18 protein-coding genes are annotated in these 18,617 nt (G+C 44.5%); 7 read left to right on the forward strand and 11 right to left on the reverse strand.

Going from position 1 to position 18,617, the window contains the following annotated elements; genetic code table 11:
* Positions 1 to 30: 30 nt before the first annotated feature.
* Positions 31 to 333, reverse strand: coding sequence for a DUF4286 family protein (locus K339_RS0118090; RefSeq protein WP_028524857.1), 303 nt, complete (start codon positions 331 to 333; stop codon positions 31 to 33).
* A gap of 156 nt (positions 334 to 489) precedes the next feature.
* Between K339_RS0118090 and K339_RS0118095 the strand changes: the two genes are divergently transcribed.
* The gene (locus K339_RS0118095) at positions 490 to 1,206 is read left to right on the forward strand and encodes an AlbA family DNA-binding domain-containing protein (protein WP_028524858.1); all 717 of its coding nucleotides are present in this window, start codon (positions 490 to 492) and stop codon (positions 1,204 to 1,206) included.
* A 224-nt stretch (positions 1,207 to 1,430) separates the two neighbouring features.
* Here the strand turns inward: K339_RS0118095 and K339_RS0118100 are convergent, their stop codons facing one another.
* Together K339_RS0118100 and K339_RS0118105 are read right to left on the reverse strand one after the other, a co-directional pair.
* The gene (locus tag K339_RS0118100) at positions 1,431 to 3,122 is read right to left on the reverse strand and encodes an amino acid permease (RefSeq protein ID WP_028524859.1); all 1,692 of its coding nucleotides are present in this window, start codon (positions 3,120 to 3,122) and stop codon (positions 1,431 to 1,433) included.
* A gap of 73 nt (positions 3,123 to 3,195) precedes the next feature.
* The gene (locus tag K339_RS0118105) at positions 3,196 to 3,825 is read right to left on the reverse strand and encodes a TIGR04282 family arsenosugar biosynthesis glycosyltransferase (RefSeq protein ID WP_028524860.1); all 630 of its coding nucleotides are present in this window, start codon (positions 3,823 to 3,825) and stop codon (positions 3,196 to 3,198) included.
* A gap of 74 nt (positions 3,826 to 3,899) precedes the next feature.
* Between K339_RS0118105 and K339_RS0118110 the strand changes: the two genes are divergently transcribed.
* The 4 genes from K339_RS0118110 (at position 3,900) to K339_RS0118125 (ending at position 8,712) form a co-directional block, all read left to right on the forward strand.
* Complete coding sequence (locus tag K339_RS0118110) at positions 3,900 to 5,849, forward strand: DUF3857 domain-containing protein (RefSeq protein WP_084332254.1); 1,950 nt, start codon at positions 3,900 to 3,902, stop codon at positions 5,847 to 5,849.
* A 58-nt stretch (positions 5,850 to 5,907) separates the two neighbouring features.
* Positions 5,908 to 6,456: an SPOR domain-containing protein gene (locus K339_RS34080; protein WP_084332255.1), complete on the forward strand. Its 549-nt coding sequence runs from the start codon at positions 5,908 to 5,910 to the stop codon at positions 6,454 to 6,456.
* A gap of 97 nt (positions 6,457 to 6,553) precedes the next feature.
* On the forward strand, positions 6,554 to 7,669 hold the full coding sequence (gene gmd / locus K339_RS0118120; protein ID WP_028524863.1) for a GDP-mannose 4,6-dehydratase: 1,116 nt from the start codon (positions 6,554 to 6,556) through the stop codon (positions 7,667 to 7,669).
* Between the two features lie 107 nt (positions 7,670 to 7,776).
* On the forward strand, positions 7,777 to 8,712 hold the full coding sequence (locus K339_RS0118125; protein ID WP_028524864.1) for an Rpn family recombination-promoting nuclease/putative transposase: 936 nt from the start codon (positions 7,777 to 7,779) through the stop codon (positions 8,710 to 8,712).
* A 47-nt stretch (positions 8,713 to 8,759) separates the two neighbouring features.
* Here K339_RS0118125 and rlmB read toward each other — a convergent pair whose 3' ends face one another.
* From rlmB to K339_RS0118145, 4 genes are all read right to left on the reverse strand, one after another.
* A complete protein-coding gene (gene rlmB, locus K339_RS0118130) occupies positions 8,760 to 9,548 on the reverse strand; it encodes a 23S rRNA (guanosine(2251)-2'-O)-methyltransferase RlmB (RefSeq protein ID WP_028524865.1) in 789 nt (262 codons plus the stop codon).
* Between the two features lie 87 nt (positions 9,549 to 9,635).
* The gene (rpmA, locus tag K339_RS0118135; protein ID WP_028524866.1) at positions 9,636 to 9,896 is read right to left on the reverse strand and encodes a 50S ribosomal protein L27; all 261 of its coding nucleotides are present in this window, start codon (positions 9,894 to 9,896) and stop codon (positions 9,636 to 9,638) included.
* A gap of 45 nt (positions 9,897 to 9,941) precedes the next feature.
* Positions 9,942 to 10,253: a 50S ribosomal protein L21 gene (gene rplU / locus K339_RS0118140; protein WP_028524867.1), complete on the reverse strand. Its 312-nt coding sequence runs from the start codon at positions 10,251 to 10,253 to the stop codon at positions 9,942 to 9,944.
* 88 nt (positions 10,254 to 10,341) lie between these two features.
* Positions 10,342 to 11,157 (reverse strand): Fpg/Nei family DNA glycosylase, encoded by an 816-nt coding sequence (locus K339_RS0118145; RefSeq protein ID WP_028524868.1) that lies wholly within the window; start codon positions 11,155 to 11,157, stop codon positions 10,342 to 10,344.
* 161 nt (positions 11,158 to 11,318) lie between these two features.
* On the opposite strand from K339_RS0118145, the gene K339_RS0118150 reads away from it, so the two are divergent.
* The gene (locus tag K339_RS0118150) at positions 11,319 to 12,584 is read left to right on the forward strand and encodes a DEAD/DEAH box helicase (protein WP_028524869.1); all 1,266 of its coding nucleotides are present in this window, start codon (positions 11,319 to 11,321) and stop codon (positions 12,582 to 12,584) included.
* A gap of 63 nt (positions 12,585 to 12,647) precedes the next feature.
* On the opposite strand, the gene K339_RS0118155 is transcribed toward K339_RS0118150, so the two are convergent.
* Positions 12,648 to 13,925 (reverse strand): sensor histidine kinase, encoded by a 1,278-nt coding sequence (locus tag K339_RS0118155; protein ID WP_028524870.1) that lies wholly within the window; start codon positions 13,923 to 13,925, stop codon positions 12,648 to 12,650.
* A 6-nt stretch (positions 13,926 to 13,931) separates the two neighbouring features.
* Here K339_RS0118155 and K339_RS0118160 point away from each other — a divergent pair, with 6 nt between their 5' ends.
* Positions 13,932 to 14,618, forward strand: a complete 687-nt coding sequence (locus tag K339_RS0118160) for a 2'-5' RNA ligase family protein (RefSeq protein ID WP_028524871.1) — start codon at positions 13,932 to 13,934, stop codon at positions 14,616 to 14,618.
* Between the two features lie 7 nt (positions 14,619 to 14,625).
* Here the strand turns inward: K339_RS0118160 and K339_RS0118165 are convergent, their stop codons facing one another.
* From K339_RS0118165 to K339_RS0118175, 3 genes are all read right to left on the reverse strand, one after another.
* Positions 14,626 to 16,068 carry a sigma-54-dependent transcriptional regulator gene (locus K339_RS0118165; protein ID WP_028524872.1) on the reverse strand — a complete coding sequence of 481 codons (1,443 nt, stop codon included), beginning with the start codon at positions 16,066 to 16,068 and terminating at the stop codon, positions 14,626 to 14,628.
* A gap of 109 nt (positions 16,069 to 16,177) precedes the next feature.
* Complete coding sequence (locus K339_RS0118170; protein ID WP_028524873.1) at positions 16,178 to 17,350, reverse strand: ABC transporter permease; 1,173 nt, start codon at positions 17,348 to 17,350, stop codon at positions 16,178 to 16,180.
* 5 nt (positions 17,351 to 17,355) lie between these two features.
* On the reverse strand, positions 17,356 to 18,606 hold the full coding sequence (locus K339_RS0118175; protein WP_028524874.1) for an ABC transporter permease: 1,251 nt from the start codon (positions 18,604 to 18,606) through the stop codon (positions 17,356 to 17,358).
* Positions 18,607 to 18,617 lie beyond the last annotated feature (11 nt).

An 18,617-nucleotide genomic window follows, 5' to 3' on the forward strand; every position in this document is an offset into this window, starting at 1 on the left:
TAGAGGCATTCGGCATGACAAAAAAAAGCGTTAAACTTCTTCCAGAAGTGTTCTAAATGACACGTACTTATTAACGTAACGGTCGTGGTGTTTCTGTTGAAGTTCCGACGAATGAAGTTGTTGATACGTAAAATAAGCCTCCATTGATGGAAAATAGTATTGGCAGGAATAAGTGATTCCTTCACTCTCAATTTCGGTAAGTAAGCGAAGCAATTTGCTACCTTCGAGCAGTCCTGTTGCCATTACTTCGGGCATGTGTATTGCCTTCATCCACTGCAACCAGTCTTGTTCGATGGCTGGGTCAATGTTTACTGTGACGCTATACAGAATCATATTTGCGTTTTTTTTGTTTTAATTGTGGGTGCAATATTTAAAAAAATGAGCAGCTTTTCGGTACCACAAAAAAATAATGTTCAAGCCTTGGGGACTTCGTTAGGAAATAGTAGCTTTAGTCAACACATTCGTTCCTCCGAATTTAGACCCTTTCCCATGGACTACAAAACACTCCGCGAATTGGTCAGACAGGGTGAAGGAAAGCACATTGAGTTTAAACTCAAGACCAATCACCCCGAAAAAATTGTCCGCGAAATCGTAGCTTTCGCCAATTCGGGCGGCGGCTACCTCCTCATCGGAGTGGGCGACGACCGAAGTATCAAGGGCCTCAAGTACGCCGACGAAGACGAATACCTGCTCGTCCGCGCCATTGAGAAGTACTGTTCTCCTGGCATTGAGTACGAAATCGAACGAATTTCGATTGGGGAAGAGCGCGATGTATTGGTATTCACCATTTTGTCCAGCCCCAAACGCCCTCACTACGTTTTGCAACCCGCCGAAACTTCCTTGACCGCCGCAAAAACACCAAACACAGGCACTCAGAAGGGCAAACTACACGCAGCGCCCCAAAATAACCTCGTCAAAAAGACCTACATCCGCGTGGCCGACCGCTCGATTCAGGCGAGTTGGGAAATGCGGGAAATCTTACGCCGTCAAGACGATGACCGCAACGTCAAGTTTCAGTATGGCGATAAGGAGCGAAAACTTATGCAGCACTTAGACCAGCACCAAAGTGTGACGGTAGCAGATTTTGCAAGTGTGGCGGGAATTTCGCGAAATATTGCCTCAAAAACCCTCGTATTACTCGTTTTGGCCAATGTTCTGGATGTTCATCCCGACGAAACGGTTGATCGTTTTACGGTACACGCCTAGCTTAAAAACAAAATCCGCTTTCTCTAAAAAAGAAAGCGGATTCTTGTACTACCTAAACCTCTACCATTATACTACTTTCGATGTCACCAGTTCTATAGTCACATCGAATATGGTACCAATAAAACTTCATTAAGGAGAAAAATGTTCGCCAACTTGGACAAATTTGCAAAAAAAGTTTCGCGAATAGTCGGTTTGAGAACAAGGCTCGACACCCAGTTTTTCTATTATTTCCCAATCAAATTACTTTTCCGATAACCGTAGCCAAAGTAAATCACTAGGCCGATAATCAACCAAATCAGGAACATTATCCAGTTGGAGATGCCCAATTCGGTCATGAGATACAAGTTGGTTAAAATTCCCAAAACAGGGAGTAAAGAAAAGCTTTGCAGAAAACTTGCGATGGCTAAACCCAACCACACCAACCACAGTACAATCAATAATGGCTTTTCAGTGAGGTGTTCTACAAAACCTCCTTGTGAGTAAGTCCAAGCCAAGGCCGCAATCATCAAGACGCCTACGGTATATTTTCCGTTTACATAAGGCACTTTAAACTTAGAGGGAGTTTTATGTTTGTCGAGGTACAAAATACCCGCACACACGATGATAAACGCAAATAACGTTCCTACACTGGTCAGGTCGGTGACGAACTTCATGTTCATAAACAACGACGGAATGGCTACCAATACCCCCGTCAAAATCGTTGAAAATGAAGGAGTTTTGTACTTGGGGTGAATCTTTCCGAATGACTTTGGCAACAACCCATCGCGACTCATCGTCATCCAAATCCGTGGCTGACCGATTTGATAGGCCAACAGCGCACTGGTCATTGCTACCACGGCACTCACGGCAATAATCCCCGATAATGACGACAAAAACGACTTCTGCCAGCCTACCGCATTTTGAGAAACACTTTTGAACACGTAGGCCAATGGGTCATCTACTTTGAGTTCTTTGTGCGACACCATACCGTTCAAAACAAGGGCAATTGTTACATACAAAATGGTACAAATGATAAGCGAATAAATAATCGAACGGGGCAAATCGCGCTGCGGATTCTGGCATTCTTCGGCCGTTGTTGAAACGGAGTCAAAACCAATAAATGAGAAAAACACCGCCGATACACCAAGCAAAACCCCGTTCATGCCATTGGGGGCAAACGGTTCCCAGTTTTCGGGATTTACGTAGAAAGCACCAATGATGATAACCGCTAAAATCACAATCACTTTAAACAATACCAACGCATTGCCCGTCGTACGGGATTCTTTGATACCGATGTAGGCCAATACAGTAATAAAAACCGTCACCAATGCCGCAGGAATATTCATCAATACCTTGAATCCGCCAATCATGGGTGCCGTACGGAATGCTTCTTCCTGAGACACCAAGCGTGGATTAGGTACTCCTCCTGCCTTTATTACTTCCTGAAATTCGTTAAATCCATCGCGGGCTGAGATAAAATCTGTGGCTAAGTATTCGGGGAAATGAATGCCAAATCGCTCTAACATTTCCATAAAATACCCCGACCAACCGATGGCAATCACCATGTTACTAACGGCGTATTCCAAAATCAGTGCCCAGCCAATAATCCAAGCCAATAGCTCCCCAAACGAAACGTAGGTATAAGTATAGGCACTTCCACTGACGGGAATGGTGGAAGCGAATTGGGCATAACACAAACCCGTAAATGCACAGGCAAAGGCAATAAAAACAAACAAAAGCGAGACTGCCGCTCCTCCGTCGTAGCTGGCGTTTCCGATGGTACTAAAAATTCCCCCTCCAATGATGGCCGCAATTCCAAACGAGGTCAAATCTTTTACACTCAAGACTTTGGCCATGCTGCCGTGGCCATCTTCGCCCGTTTTGATGTCGTTCAAAACTTGGCTCACCGATTTTTTTCGAAAGAGAGAGTTACTCATCGTGACTATGATTTAGGGTTTAGTTGTTGAATACGATTGGTAAAAATAGAAATTATTGGGATACCTTCTAGCATTACGGTGACGGAAGCCGTGCAGATTCCCGTAAATAATCCTCCCACGTATCTACGTCCGACAGGGTTTCGCCAATCCAAAGGGAGGTGGAGTGTGCTTGGGTATCCGCCAGAGTTTCTGCCAAAAGCGATGGCTGACTCCATGATTTGTCCTCAAACAAAAAGTGGTACATCTGCCTCATTCCCAGTAAATAGTATCCACCGTCATCGGCAGGGCCAATGACTATATCGTGCTGCTGAAGCTTAGAAAATGCCTGAGAGAGGTGATGCACCCGCAAAGCGAGGCAATCGCTGCCCACAATCACGACGCGTTCGGCGTTTTCGTTTAGTTCTTCTTCAAACGCAGCTTTCATTCGAGCACCTAAATCGGGGACATTAGGTTGCATTTTTTTGAGAAAGCCCAATTCTGACCAGCTACCCTCGGGGTTTATAAAATCTCCGTAATAAATCACCACTTTTTTCTTTTGTGCTGCTTCATCGACCAAAAACCATTCATAAGTCACTCTTTTTGTGTGACTTAGTAGTTCAATATAAACTTCTACGGCCTTTTCATCACCTACCGTAGCCGCCACTCGGGTCTTTACTTTTCCTCGAACTGGATTTTTTACAAAAACAATAAGCGTACAATTCATTCGTTTGCGTTGGATAGTTGACAGAAAGATAGTAAGATTGACAAAAATTAACGTTGTACCCCCTTGCAAATTTCATGAAACGACTCCTTTGGATAGTATTCCTCACCACATCAGTGCTCCATGCTCAAAATGTAGCTTTCAAAAAACTCATTGACAGCAGCCCTCTTGACACCAAACTGGCTACGTTGACCGATAGCGAACAAAAAGAATCAGGCGTGATGCTCCGTCACCAACTTTATGTTGAATATGCCTTCGATTCACTTGGGCAATTATCCTGCTTACAAGGCATTGTGAAGCGCATTCGCATCAATGACTCCAAGGCCATTGAAATGTACAATAAAATCGTACTGCCTGTTCCTAACACCAACGACCTTATTTACCTCAAAGCCCGCAGTATTAGCAAAAACGGTACGGTCAAAGAAGTCGGAATGGAGGCCGTAAAAGAATTAGAAGAACAAGGACGAGTTTATAAGATTTTGGCCGTAGAAGGGCTTGAGATTGGTGGAGAATTGGAATATACCACGCTTTTTCGCCGTAGTAGTTCGCTGTTTGGAGGAGAACTTCTCCAAAGCGATATACCTGTACGGAAGGTAGAAGTAAAAATTATTACCCCTGCTTACCTTCAATTTGAAGCCAAGGTGTATAATGCCTCCGCCACGATTTCGTCGGATACCCTCAACGAAAAGCGTACGCTTTCGGTGGGACTTCAGAATCTCCCGCCAATTTATGAGGAAAAGTACGCCAACCTCAAAGCCAATTTAATCCGCCTCGATTACAAGCTTTCGTACAACCTCAGTCGCGGTCCCGAACGCCTCTATACATGGCAAAGTGCCGCCGAAACGTTCTTTGATTACCTTCGGTCGGGGATAGACGATTCAAAAAAAGACATTGACGCGTTGCTGGCCAAAGAAAAAATAAAAGGATTAGCTCCTGAGTTGGCTGTAAAAAAGTTAGAAAATTACGTCAAAACCAACATTGCGTTGAAAGAAGAAGAGGACGCCGACGTGGCTTCGGATGTACTCAAAAAGCAGTACGCTTCCAAGGCAGGCATGATGAAATTGTACATCGCTGCCCTCGAATCGTTGAACATTCCGTATGAGATTGTGATTGGATGTAGTCGGACTGATGCGGTCTTTGATCCAAAATTTGAATCTTGGAATTTTTTGGATGAATACTTGCTCTATTTTCCAACCACCAAGAAGTTTTTGGATCCAGGAAGTCCGATTTTTCGTTACGGGATGATTGACCAAACGATGGAAGGGAATCAGGCATTGTTTATTAAAAAGAAAAAAGAAGGTAACGACATTGTGCCCGAAAGTGAGATTCGATTAGTACCCTTTTCAACCATCGCCGACAACCACGACGATTTGTTGGTGGACGTGTCGTTTTCTCCTACGATGGATCAAATTCAAGGCAAAGTAACGCGCCAAATGACGGGGCATCAAGCCGCTCAATTGCGCCCGTACTATCATTTTGTCAAGGCCGAAGAAGAACGGAAAGCGCTTACCAATGAAATTGTCAAATCGACCCTCAAGCCTGACGTTACTTATACCAACCCCCAAATCAAGAATACCAATCTCAATTCAGACGAAGCAAACAAACCTTTTATTTTTAGTGTCGATATTGTGCTAAAAAGTGTGGTAGAACGGGCTGGGAAAAAGTATTTGTTTAAAGTAGGAGAATTGATTGGTCCACAGGTAGAAATGTACAACGAACGCGCCCGTCAGTACCCCATTGATATGGGCAACGCTCACGCCTACAAACGCCTAATGAAAGTGAAGATTCCTGAGGGGTATAAAGTGAGTGGTTTGGAAAGCCTTCGCCGCAACATTACGGATGGCAGAACTCCCGCCGTAATGGGCTTTATTTCTGATTATAAATTGGAAGGCAATTTGCTCACAATCACCATTGATGAGTTTTACAAGGAAGTATTACAACCGATTGATATATACGAGCCGTTCCAGAAAGTAATCAATGCGGCAGCTGATTTCAACAAAGTAACGCTCTTATTGGAGAAAAAATAAAACTCTAACGGAGATTCCCTACTTTTGTATTTCAGAAACAGATTAATCGCTTTTGAGCATGATTTTCAAGTATTTGGCATTGGGAATGGCGTCGGCCGTACTCTTGATTGGCTGTGTTACCTCCAAACCCGTCGGCACGAAATCAACCACGACGGTGGATCCTTACAGTACGTACGACGAAGATTTTACGGCGATTCGTCCTCGTTACAAAGAAACCGTAACTTCGGAAAGCGCCACGGCCAAAAAGCCCGAAGTAAAACGCGTACTGTCGGATCAGCCGTTGCACATTAATCGCCAATTAGACGCGGTTGTGGATACAATTGCGCTTCGCAACAAGTCGATTCGGTTTGCGGCGGGTTTTCGCATTCAGATTTACGTTGGAAACACCCGTAAAGAAGCCGACGACGCCCGCTTGTATTCGTACCAGACTTTTCCCGAACTCAATCCTTACATGGTCTATAATCAGCCCACGTATCGGATTCGGATTGGTGATTTTATGACCCGCTTGGATGCCGAGCGTTATCTTCAACAAGTACGTCAACGCTATGAATCAGCGGTAGTTGTGCCTGAGAAAATAGATTTGAAGAAGAGTCTATTGGTAAAATAGTTACTTTTGTCGTTCTGTTTTTGTCAAAAGATTAGATTGATTGCTTAACACAAAGTTTTGCCTCCGCTTAGTGGCACAACTCTTTTTATAAATTACGATGAAAAAACGCGCACTCATTACGGGTATCACGGGTCAGGATGGAGCTTATTTGGCCGAATTTTTACTAAATAAAGGATACGAAGTTCACGGCATCAAACGCCGTAGTTCGTTGTTCAATACCCAACGTATCGATCACCTCTACGAAGACCCCCACGAAAACGACGTTCGTTTGGTGCTTCACTACGGAGATTTATCGGACTCGACCAATATCATTCGATTGATTCAGGAAATCCAGCCTGATGAAATTTATAACCTCGGGGCACAGTCGCACGTACGAGTGAGTTTCGACGAACCTGAATATACCGCTCAAGTTGACGGCTTAGGTACGATGCGAATTTTGGAAGCCGTTCGTTTATTGGGACTTACCAAGAAAACTCGCGTCTATCAAGCTTCTACTTCTGAGTTGTATGGTTTGGTACAAGCCGTTCCTCAATCAGAAGCTACGCCTTTTTATCCACGTTCACCGTATGCTGTAGCCAAATTGTACGGCTACTGGATTACGGTCAACTATCGCGAGGCGTATGATATGTTTGCCGTCAACGGTATTTTATTCAACCACGAATCACCGCTTCGCGGCGAGACATTCGTGACGCGTAAAATCACCCGCGCCGTAGCACGTATCGCTTTGGGCCTTCAAGAGAAGGTATTTTTGGGTAACCTCGACGCCCAACGCGATTGGGGTCACGCCAAAGATTACGTAGAAGCGATGTGGTTGATGTTGCAACAAGAGACCCCTGAGGATTTTGTCATTGCCACTGGTAAAACCACCTATATCCGTGACTTTGTGCGCATGGCGTTTGCAGAAGTAGGCATTGAATTAGAGTTTAAAGGCGAAGGGGCAAATGAAACGGCCGTTGTTACCAAGTGCAACAACCCAAGTTATCAACTACCTGTGGGTAAAGAAGTGGTAGGCATCGACCCCCGTTATTTCCGCCCAACCGAGGTTGATTTGTTGATTGGTGACCCTACCAAAGCCAACACAAAGCTAGGGTGGATTCCTAAGTACGATCTTCCTGCTCTCGTAAAAGAAATGGTAGAAGCTGACTTGGATATTTTCAAGCGCGACCAATTGCTCGAACGCGAAGGTCACCGCACATTGAACTACTACGAATAGTATATATTTTTTCCATAAACAACAACGCCCTGAAGCTTCGGCTTTCAGGGCGTTGTTGTTTATAGGAGCTAGTAACTATTTTTTGATTACACTATCTTTTTTGATGTATGAAACGAGACGATAGTCTATGGAAAGCCATTTTAGAAGACGTTTTCGACGATTTTCTGAGGTTTTTCTTTGATAATGCCGAAGAACTGTTTGATTTTGGAAAACCTTTTGAGTTTTTAGATAAGGAACTCGAACAGCTTTTTCCAATAAATCCTGACGATTTCTCCCCAAAATACGTTGATAAATTGATAAAAGTATTTACTAAAACGGGTGATGAAAAGTGGATTTTGGTACATATTGAAGTACAAGCCAATACCGATAATCTATTTGCTCATCGAATGTTTCAGTATTTTTATCGGATTTATGACAGATACCAGCGCCCGATTACGGCTTTCGCCATCTTAACGGATAAAAACAAGCGCTTTAAACCGCTGTATTTCGAGGAGTCTTATTTGGGAACCAAATTACGTTATGATTTTAACACCTATAAAGTCCTAGAACAAAACCCAGAAGTATTAACCAACAGCAATAATCCTTTTGCCATGGTCGTCTTAACTGTGTTGGTAGCCTTGCAAAAAGGGAAAGTAACCGAAAGCGAACTATTAAACCAAAAAATAGATTTACTTAAACGGTTGATAAGTAAAGGTTACTCTCGACAAAAAATAGAAGCGTTAATGAGCTTTTTAAAGTTGTATGTGCGTTTTGGAAAGAATGAAAATGATGCTAAATTTGATAACGCCATTGAGCAACTCCTAAATAAACCAAAAGAAACAATGGGAATCGTAGAGTTTGTGTTAGAAAGAGAACGTCGCCTTGGAGAGAAAAAGGGCATAAAGAAGGGCATTGAGAAAGGCATTGAGAAAGAACGCTATGAGCGTAACTTTACCTTTGTGAGCAGGCTTCTCAAGGAAACTGGTTTTGATGACGCCAAAATAGCCGAGTTAGCTGGAGTTACCCTTGAGTTTGTTCAAAGTGTACGTCAACAAAACGCATGAGGCGGATCTTGAAATAACCCGCCTCATAACCGTTTGGATATGTATGTTTATCCCCGTTGGCGGGCTGCCTCGTAGATAATCATTCCCGCAGCAACTGATACATTCAACGAAGCTACTTTTCCAGTCATTGGAATTTTTACGGCCATGTTTGCGCGGCGAATCACATCAGTGGATACGCCGTCTTCTTCTGAGCCCATTACAATAGCCGTAGGGGTCGTAAAGTCAATATTTGAAGTAACTTGTGCCGCTTTTTCGGTACAAACCACTACCTGAACACCGCTATCTTGCAAATACTGCACTGTATCTATCAAGTTATTTTCACGACAAACAGGAAGGTGATTGAGCGCACCTGAAGAGGTTTTGAGCGCATCGCTGTTGATTTGGGCCGCTCCACGCATAGGGACTACCAACGCATGAACACCCATACATTCGGCCGTACGGGCAATAGCTCCAAAGTTACGAACATCGGTGATGCGGTCGAGGAGCAATAATAAGGGCACTTCGCCTCTTTCATAGATGTCAGCCAACACGTTATGAAGCGAAACGTAGCGAATCGCGGACATAAACGCAATGACTCCTTGGTGGTTTTTTCCAGTAATGTTATTCAACTTTTCCATCGGAACGCGCTGAACGGGTATTTCACGCTCGTTGGCTAGCTGAATCACTTCGGCGAAACTCTGTTCGCGATAGACCATAATTTTATCAATTTCGGTCCCTGCGCGGAGCGCTTCTAAAAGCGGTTGTAACCCAAAAATAAGCTCTTTTTCGCGAGCCTTGTCCACGGGCTTGGTGGTATGAATGCGGCGTTTGGGATTTTCGTCTCGTTGGTATGCCATGGGATTATTTTTTAGAGCATGGTAGCAAAAAACCCGTCCGAATATCTTCAGACGGGTTTTTTACCAAAATTTCTCTGTAAAAAATGCTTATGCTTCAGCCAATTCGATATGAACAAATGACTTGTTGTCACGGCCACGGCTAAATTTAACCACCCCGTTTGTCAAAGCAAAAAGCGTATAATCGCGGCCTACACCTACGTTACGACCTGGGTGGTATTTAGTACCACGTTGACGAACGATGATGTTACCCGCTACGGCTGGCTGACCACCGAAAATTTTAACGCCAAGGCGTTTACTTTCTGATTCGCGACCGTTTTTCGAACTACCTACACCTTTTTTGTGTGCCATTTCTTTAGGTATTTAAAAATTTCAAAAAGCTATTTAAGAAAAAAATTAAGCTACGATTGCGTCGATTTTAACCTTTGTCAAAGCTTGACGGTGACCGTTTTTCTTCTCGTATCCTTTACGGCGTTTCTTTCTGAAAACGATTACTTTCTCTCCCTTAAGGTGTTCTACGATTGTAGCCTTTACACTCGCACCGTTTACCGTCGGCGCGCCTACGCTGATGGCACCTGCATTGTCCACCAACAAAACTTTGTCAAATACGAGCGCAGCGTCCAAGTCACCAGCCAAACGGTTGGTAAAGATTTCTTGGCCCTCTTCTACTTTAAATTGCTGTCCCGCGATTTCTACGATTGCGTACATGATGATTATGATTAAAACAGTTTTTTCCAAAAATGGAGTGCAAAAATAATGGATTTCGCAGGATTTAGCAACTTCTGTTTGAAAAATATTAGGGAATTACTTGACATACAGGGCAAAAGTACGTAGCTCGCCCGCCTACTCGGGTCTGCACAATGTCGGCATGGCCTTCGGGGCAACGTTTGTGCTGGTCAGGCGTATCAAATGGTGATGTATCCCATTCGCGTGCATGTATCAAAAACGAGCGCGGAAAAAGCCCATAATTCGCCTCGTGTTCGATGGCAGTACGCAATACAAATCCAATCGCTGAGTGAATCCGCTCAAGCTCTGACGCAGTAAGTTCATTGGCTAGCCGCTCGGGATGTACTTTGGCTTGAAATAAAACTTCATCGACAATCCAGTTGCCAATACCAGCGACGGTACTTTGGTCGAGAAGCACAGGCTTAATCGGAGATTTCCGTTTTTGAATATTTTCAGCCAATTGTTCCAAGGTAATTTCTAAACCATCGGGGGCTATTTTTTTTCGTTTCAAATACTCTTCGACGCTTACCACAAGCCCAATGCGCTCAAATTTTCGGGGGCAAATAAAGCCCAAATTGAACCCCGAACGAAACACAAAAACGATGCGAGCGTGGCGAGGTCGAGGCAACGACGAATGATAATATTCCAAATCGCCCGTCATCCCAAAATGAAGATGTAGCGTGTGCCCTCCGTCCGTAAAGGCAAATAAATTTTTTCCTACCCGTTTCGTAGCCACAAACAACTGTCCCACAAGCGTTTCAGTGAGCGTAGCATAATCGGTCGTAAGTAACTTTCGGTCTTCTACTTCAATAGCCTCTATGGCTTGGTGAAGAGAAGTTGCTTCAAAATAATGGCGGTACGTTTCGACTTCGGGTAGTTCAGGCATAGTTGACTCGCATTAGGTTTTGTTTAGTAACCATTTTTAAAGCGAATTTGATTTCTTTTTGGCTCGCTTTTAAGGAGGTTTTTGGCCTAAACGCACACTTAGTGTCAAAACACCAATCTACTTCGTACCTTTGCAAAATCAACCTCTGATATTAGCTGCAAATGAAGTTTGAAGATTATCACATTTCTGGCGTTGTAAAACAAAACCTCGAAAAACTAGGTTTTCGCCGCCCCACCGACATCCAATACAAAGCGATTCCGTCGATTTTGAAAGGAGAAGATGTATTGGCTATTGCTCAAACGGGAACGGGAAAAACGGCCGCTTTTGCGATTCCGATTCTTCATTTACTTCACGAGCGCAAACGCAACTCTCGCCGCCCTGATGGCGTAAAATGCGTGGTTATGGTGCCCACGCACGAACTTGCCATTCAAATTACGGAGGTATTTGAGCGTCTTGGCCGTGGCACGGACGTGAAAACATTAGGGTTATTTGGAGGGGTTTCGCAAGATCCCCAAATTGCCCGCTTGGATAAAGGAATGGACATTGTGGTGGCTACCCCTGGGCGTTTGTTTGACTTGGTAAGCCAAGGTCATTTACGCCTCGAACGCGTGGAACTCTTGGTGCTCGACGAAGCCGACCACATGCTCGATTTGGGCTTTATCAAAGACATTCGTGATTTGCTCAAACACTTGCCACGCCGCCGACAAACGCTGTTTTTTTCGGCGACGATTGATGATAAAATCAAAAAGTTAGCCTATTCTATCATTCATAGTGCGGCCATTCGTATTCAGATTTCCCCCAAAGACCCCGTCTCTAAAAACGTTGACCACTTTGTAACGCACGTTGAAATGGACGACAAGCGCTTCTTTTTAGAACGCCTGATCAACGAACACGCGGACAGCAAAATCATGGTTTTTGTGCGAACAAAAGTACGTGCCGAACGCGTGGCTCATGCGCTCGAACGTATGGAGATTCAGAGCATGACGCTGCACGGCGATAAAGAACAAAAAGAGCGTTCGCTGGCATTAGGGGCCTTTAAAAGCGGAAAAACAAAGGTGTTGATTGCCACCGACATCAGTGCGCGGGGCATTGATATTCCCAACGTTGACTACGTCGTTAATTACGATTTGCCCGACGAAATTGAAAATTATGTACACCGCATTGGGCGTACAGGCCGTGGAACACAACGTGGGAATGCGGTTTCGTTTTGCAGCACGGAAGAAAAACCCAAACTTGCGGCGATTGAAGAGTACGTTGGAAAACCTATTACGGTGCTTCAACTCAGCAAAGCCGAATACGAGGGCATTGTGGACACGAGCAACGACCCCGCAGGAAATATTAAGTCACTTCTCCAAGAAATCGAAGACCTCGAAGCCGATAAAAAGCTCCGCCAAGGGAGAAAAAGAGGGAAGAAAAAACGAGGGTAGTAGGGTTCTGTAAAAGTGTTTTCTTAAAGCTTTTTCGCAAGAAAAAGTCTGACAGTGAAACAATTAAAACCCCACTCGAAACACCGTTTTGCCCACTTCTTCGGTTTGGAGGGAGGCTGAGAAACCGTGATTGTGCAAGATTTCACGTACTAGCGTAAGACCAATTCCTTGACCGTTTTTCTTGGTAGAAAAAAACGGGGTAAACAACTGATTCGCCACGTCGGTGGAGATTCCTGCGCCGCTGTCGATGATTTCAAATTGGGAGGGCGACGTTTTGAAGACTACTTTTCCGCCACGCCCGATGCTCTCAAACGCGTTTTTGAGTACATTTACCAGCACTTGCTCCAACTGCTGACGGTCGGCGTCGAGCCAAATCGGCTGGGGGTGAAGCGCCCATTCCAACGTTATTTCGCGGCTTCGGGCGTTGAATTCCATCAATTTGGCCATATTTTGAAGCAATTCGTGTAAGTCAAGGCGTTGTTTTTGAGGCATTGGCAAACGAACGATGTCCGCAAAATTTCGCATAAATTGATTGAGGTGGTCGTTGCGTTCCATTGCTACCCGCACCGCACTTTGGACGTCAGGATTTTCGTCCAAATAATACAAGGTCGAGTCTAAAATCGAGTTAACGGCGCCAATCGAGTTGTTGACCTCGTGGGCCATCAGGCGAATCACTTTTCCGTAAGCATTCTTTTCTGCCGCCAGAATCTCCGCCGTTAGTTCTTCCAACATCACAAAATACCGAGGAAAACCACGGTCGATAAAATGGGCTTTTTGGCATTTAAACAACGCTACCCCGTTGAAATTGAACGTGCGCGCTTCACCCGTTTTTAAGCGGCTCAAGGCTTGTAAAATGGGATGTGAGCTTTCGGTCAGCGACTGTTGAAGAAGCTGCCGAGCGGGCACTCCCAATATTTCTTCGGCCTTGGGGTTTAGGTCGGTGATGTGTTGGTCAAAATCCAACATCAATATGCCCGTTGGCGAAGTGGCAACGAGTTTTTGAAGAAAATAATGCTGTTCTTGTTGCTGCGTCCGCTCGGTACGGAGTTGGTCAATCATTTGATTATAGACTTCAATGAGTTGGTCCATTTCGTACTTGCCCGTTTTTAAAAACTTAACGTTAAAATCGCGGTCGTGAATGGCTTCCACGCCCGTCATCAACAGCTTTAGCGGCTGAATGAGGTCTTGATATACCTGCCAAGCAAAAAACAGCGAAAGCAATATGAACGCCTCCGAAAGAATAAACAGCAGCGGTTTCGTAAAAAAAATAGCGAACGAAAGTCCCAAGGCTACCAAATGAATGATAGCAATAAAAACAATAAATTTGGTGCCTAGTCTCATAACTCCATGAATTTAGAAGCGCATTACCAACAGATGTGGCTCGCGGCCAACGAGGGGTTCGCCAACGGCCATTTTGAGTATGATTATCTCATCGACTCACCCAGCGACTCTCGCCGTGGTATTACGCTTATTGGGCGCCCTTCGGAAGAAAGTAAAAAGGCGATTGGGAAAATGCTTCAAAACCTACTTCCGTTAGAGCCACAGCAATATTACTATCCTTCGACGGATATTCACCTTACTGTGTTGTCGATTATTTCGTGTTACGAAGGTTTTTTGCTTTCAGCGATTCATCCGCAGGAATACATTGACCGAATCCGTGAGGTTATTAAAAAATATGCAGGTTTTCGGGTGCGTTTTTCGGGCATTACTGCCTCCTCAAGCTGCGTACTTGTACAAGGCTTTCCGATGGATGAGACCCTGGCAGCCATTCGCAACGACCTCCGAACGACCTTCAAAACGTCGTCGTTGCAGCATTCTATTGACAAACGTTATAGTATTCAAACGGCACATTCGACCGTGATTCGCTTTCGTGTGCCGCTCGTGCAGCCCGTTGCTTTTGTGGAGGGTCTTCAAGCATTTTATGCGCACGATTTTGGTACGTTTGAGGTCAATATGCTAGAGCTTGTGTATAATGATTGGTACCAACGTTCCGAAAATACCCTGCTACTAGAGTCGTTTTATTTGGGTAACTAGCTCAACTTTACTCATCCTCAAAAGGGATATTAAACTTTTCCAATCGTCGGTACAAGGCCGAGCGGGTGATACCCAGCGACTTGGCTACCCGTGCCACTTTCCCTCGATGAAACTCCATGGCACGACGAATCATCTGGATTTCCATTTCTTCGAGCGTCATGCTGCCTACATCAGGAAGTGTCGAAGACGAAGTAGCAGGTGTTGAATTTTTAGCACCTTGGTAATTTTGCTGAAAATCGTCAATCGTCAGTACGTCGCGGTGGCTAATCAGTACGGTTCGTTCTACCAAATTCTTAAGTTGTCGAATGTTGCCTGGCAAGTTCAGATTTTTTAACCACTGAAGCGCTTCCCGCGTCACTTGTAAATGGGGACGTTGGTAGATTTGGCGTAAGTTATCCACAAAAAACTCCACCAACAGTGGAATATCATTGGGGCGCTCGCGCAAGGCAGGCAAATGCACCGTAATCAGGTTGATTCGGTACAGCAAATCCTCCCGAAATGTCCCTTTTGCCACCATTTCTTCGAGTACACGGTTCGTAGCGCAAATCACGCGTACATCTACCGATTTGGTTTTACTACTTCCCAGCACTTCGTAGGTTCGGTCTTGCAATACCCGTAACAGCTTGACTTGACTACTGGCGTCTAATTCACCAATTTCATCTAAAAAAATCGTCCCTCGATTAGCCATTTCGAAACGTCCCGTTCGGTCAAAGCGAGCGTCGGTGAAAGCTCCGCGCACGTGCCCAAACATTTCGGACTCAAAAAGGCTGGTCGAAACGCCGCCCAAATTTACCTTTACAAACGGTCGTTTACTGCGTTGGCTATTTTGGTGGATGGCCTCCGCAATCAGCTCTTTCCCCGTGCCGCTTTCTCCCAAAATCAGTACAGAAGCGTCGGTTTGGGCAATTCTTCCAATCGTTTGTAAAATTTGGACCAATTGCGGTGATTCACCCACAATTTGCCCAAAATCAAACTGTTTGTCCAACGCACGGCGGGAAAGCGCAGTGGGCAAAGGGCGAGGGGCAATCGGTGAATAATTTGTGTTTTCCTCTATCTTTTCCTCCTTGCCCTTTGCTTCTGAATTGGCCAGAGACAGCGCTGTCCGCACCGACTGCATCAAATGCGCATTTTGCCAAGGTTTGTTGATAAAATCAGCCGCGCCGAGCTTCATTCCTTGTACGGCCAAGTCGATGGTAGCCCAGCCCGTAATGAGAATCACGGGCAGCGATGGTTTCAAGGTTTTTAGCTCCTGAAGCATTTGTAATCCATCTCTGCCCGAAGTTTCGTTGGAAAAATTCATGTCGAGCAATACCAATGTCACTTCGTGCCGCTTCAGTATCCGAAACGCGTCGTCGGGGTTGTGCGCCACGGCCACGTCAAACCCCTCCTTCCGCGCCAAAAGCGAAAGGGAAGTACAAACGGCAATATCGTCGTCAATGATTAGAAGCATGGAAGTAAATTAACAAAGAGCAAGAGGCAAATTTGCAATAAGTAAAAGAGAAATTTGCCTTTTGCTCTTCGGATTTTTGCATTTTGCCCCTTGCATTTTGCTTTTTAGGCTATTCTTCATGAAGCACCACCGCGGGCTGCAACACTGACGCTTGGCGGCTTGGGTAAAAGGCACAAATCCCAACCAAAACGTAAATAAAAATTACCGCCAGTAACATCCCAATCAAATATACACTTGCTTCGATGTCGAAAACATTGAGTAACGGAAATTGAACGGCAAAAAATAACCCCAAAATCAAACCGAACGTGGCGATAACGGCCGTTTCTCCAATAAAATGCCATAAAATTGCTCCCTTAGTAGCGCCCATAGCGCGGCGAACGCCAATTTCTTGCTTACGGCGATTGATGGTCTGAAACAACACCCCAAACATCCCTAGAGCAACGTTAAAAACCAAAAAGCCGCAGATAATCAACAAGATAATGACGGGTACCAACACCAGGTTATTACGGTTAGATTTCATTCCGTCCATCTGCTGAATCTCAATCGTCCAGTCTTTGCCAAGGCGCGCCAATTCGCGCACAATTTTGGCCTCAACCTCCGCCCCACTCCCTGGCTTAACCTTTAGCACCATCGTATCGTCCCACTTTTCAGAGGGTCGGAAGAGGCTATTATCCAGTTCTTGAAAATCACTTTTGTGTTTGTAATAATCGACTACGCCTACCACTTTCATTTTTTTACTTTTTGCCGCCTCTTCGCCATCTCCGAAGATTTTCCCAACGGCGTCTTCTGTACCAAACAAGTCTTTGGCCAAATGTTTGGTAATGACCACAGGGACAAAGTTGCCCGCCATATCGGCCTTGGTAAACCAACGACCTTGGGCTATTGTCATACTCATTGCTTTGGGGAAATCGGGTTCTACTGTGATGACATCGCTCGATACTTTTTTCTTATTATAAGCCACGCTGTTGCTCATCGTGCTAAACGTAAACGGCGCGTTTGAGCTCGTATAAGAAAAGCTTTCTACCTCAGGATACTGCTTTAATTGTTGGCTAACCAGCTCTTTGTACTGTACTTTGGCCGTATCATTTGCTGTATTGAAGTTAATAAAAGCCACCCAGACGTTGTTGGTTTCTAACCCAGCGGGCGTCATGTAGTTTTGAAAATTATACACTCCAAGCGAGCATACGGCAAACAAAATCAAGAAGGAAAAGAAAATTTCGGTCATCATCAGGGAGTTACTTTTTCTTCGCTTCCAGATGAGTTTAAACAAATGTTTTATCATGGCTTTTAATATTTTAACGCATCTACTACCTGTAACTTTGACATCCTCCAAGCAGGGTAAACTCCTGATAATAAGCCAAATAGTAGGCTGATTAGAATGGCTATCGAGAATACTTTCCAGTTGAAACTTAGGTCGATGTAAGGAATGAGATCGCTTTGATTGATGTAAAAAATCACGAGCGAGGACAAAATCAAGGCGATGAAACCACCGATGAACGTGAGAATGATATTCTCAATCACAAACTGCATGACCAGTCTTTTACTCGATGCTCCAAAAGCCTTTCTGACGCCAATTTCGGAAGCTCGTTCCATGATTCGACTCATGTTGATATTGACTAAATTGATGGCAGGTAGTGACATGAACAAGAAAATGATTCCGATCAGGATGGAGATAATGAACGCAGAGCCATCACCGTCACCCGAACCTTTGAGTTCTCGGGTAAAGCTTACAAAATAGGTATCGGCAAACACGTATATTTTGTCAGGATTAAACCATTTGTCGCCTGTCTTTGTGGGTTTGATTTTGGCCGCAACCGCCCTAAATTCTTCCTGTAATTTAAGCTTATCTTCGGGGTTATTGGGTAAAATAAGGGCTATGTAATCCCCCCGTAAGCTCGTCTTTTTTAAGTCCGCTTTCGACGTATTATAGGGAAAATACAAATCCGAAGTTGTGTGAAGACGTGTCACTGGGCATCCTTTAACAACCCCAATGATGCGGTAGTTTACGTTGTCAATTTCAATCATTTTTCCTACTGCCGACTGGCCTTTGCCTACGTATTGGTCACGCACATGGTCGTTGATTACCACTACGTAGTCGTTGTTGGCGATGTTTTGAGCAGTGTAGCTTTTTCCTTCCAAAAACTCGAACGAGGTAACGTCCCAAAAATTTGCATCAGTATAGCGATACATTACCTTGATTTTGTGATTATTCAGGTAAATATTAAGGTTGTTAAACATACTCACCGCCGCTATTTTGGCGGGAGTTTTGAGCGTCCGAATGTAGGTGTTGATAAACGAAAAACTCACAGGCCCTGAGCTAGAGCCGCCGTTTTTGGTATCTTTTTCTTTAATATTCCAGACGTAAAGCGAATTGTCACGATTAGCTTCAGGATAACCAGCGGCGACCAAATGGTCAAAAAAAGCAGTTGTCACCACCAATATAGTGAGGGTAAAACTGATACCAAACAGGCTGATAAACGTAAAAAACTTTCGACGTTTTAGGACAGCAAGGGTGATTTTGAGGTAGTTAAATAGCATAGCTTTAAAAA

The sequence above is a fragment of the Runella limosa DSM 17973 genome (genome assembly GCF_000482465.1).
Lineage (GTDB): Bacteria > Bacteroidota > Bacteroidia > Cytophagales > Spirosomataceae > Runella > Runella limosa.

Bases quoted from the DNA above. Each gene is read 5' to 3' on its own strand.
- K339_RS0118165 (WP_028524872.1), bottom strand. From the start codon at position 16,068: ATGCTTCTAATCATTGACGACGATATTGCCGTTTGTACTTCCCTTTCG.
- K339_RS0118100 (WP_028524859.1), bottom strand. From the start codon at position 3,122: ATGAGTAACTCTCTCTTTCGAAAAAAATCGGTGAGCCAAGTTTTGAAC.
- K339_RS0118110 (WP_084332254.1), top strand. From the start codon at position 3,900: ATGAAACGACTCCTTTGGATAGTATTCCTCACCACATCAGTGCTCCAT.
- K339_RS0118150 (WP_028524869.1), top strand. From the start codon at position 11,319: ATGAAGTTTGAAGATTATCACATTTCTGGCGTTGTAAAACAAAACCTC.
- K339_RS0118175 (WP_028524874.1), bottom strand. From the start codon at position 18,606: ATGCTATTTAACTACCTCAAAATCACCCTTGCTGTCCTAAAACGTCGA.
- K339_RS0118155 (WP_028524870.1), bottom strand. From the start codon at position 13,925: ATGAGACTAGGCACCAAATTTATTGTTTTTATTGCTATCATTCATTTG.
- K339_RS0118095 (WP_028524858.1), top strand. From the start codon at position 490: ATGGACTACAAAACACTCCGCGAATTGGTCAGACAGGGTGAAGGAAAG.
- K339_RS0118125 (WP_028524864.1), top strand. From the start codon at position 7,777: ATGAAACGAGACGATAGTCTATGGAAAGCCATTTTAGAAGACGTTTTC.
- rplU (WP_028524867.1), bottom strand. From the start codon at position 10,253: ATGTACGCAATCGTAGAAATCGCGGGACAGCAATTTAAAGTAGAAGAG.
- K339_RS0118145 (WP_028524868.1), bottom strand. From the start codon at position 11,157: ATGCCTGAACTACCCGAAGTCGAAACGTACCGCCATTATTTTGAAGCA.
- gmd (WP_028524863.1), top strand. From the start codon at position 6,554: ATGAAAAAACGCGCACTCATTACGGGTATCACGGGTCAGGATGGAGCT.
- K339_RS0118090 (WP_028524857.1), bottom strand. From the start codon at position 333: ATGATTCTGTATAGCGTCACAGTAAACATTGACCCAGCCATCGAACAA.
- K339_RS34080 (WP_084332255.1), top strand. From the start codon at position 5,908: ATGATTTTCAAGTATTTGGCATTGGGAATGGCGTCGGCCGTACTCTTG.
- K339_RS0118105 (WP_028524860.1), bottom strand. From the start codon at position 3,825: ATGAATTGTACGCTTATTGTTTTTGTAAAAAATCCAGTTCGAGGAAAA.
- K339_RS0118170 (WP_028524873.1), bottom strand. From the start codon at position 17,350: ATGATAAAACATTTGTTTAAACTCATCTGGAAGCGAAGAAAAAGTAAC.
- K339_RS0118160 (WP_028524871.1), top strand. From the start codon at position 13,932: ATGAATTTAGAAGCGCATTACCAACAGATGTGGCTCGCGGCCAACGAG.
- rpmA (WP_028524866.1), bottom strand. From the start codon at position 9,896: ATGGCACACAAAAAAGGTGTAGGTAGTTCGAAAAACGGTCGCGAATCA.
- rlmB (WP_028524865.1), bottom strand. From the start codon at position 9,548: ATGGCATACCAACGAGACGAAAATCCCAAACGCCGCATTCATACCACC.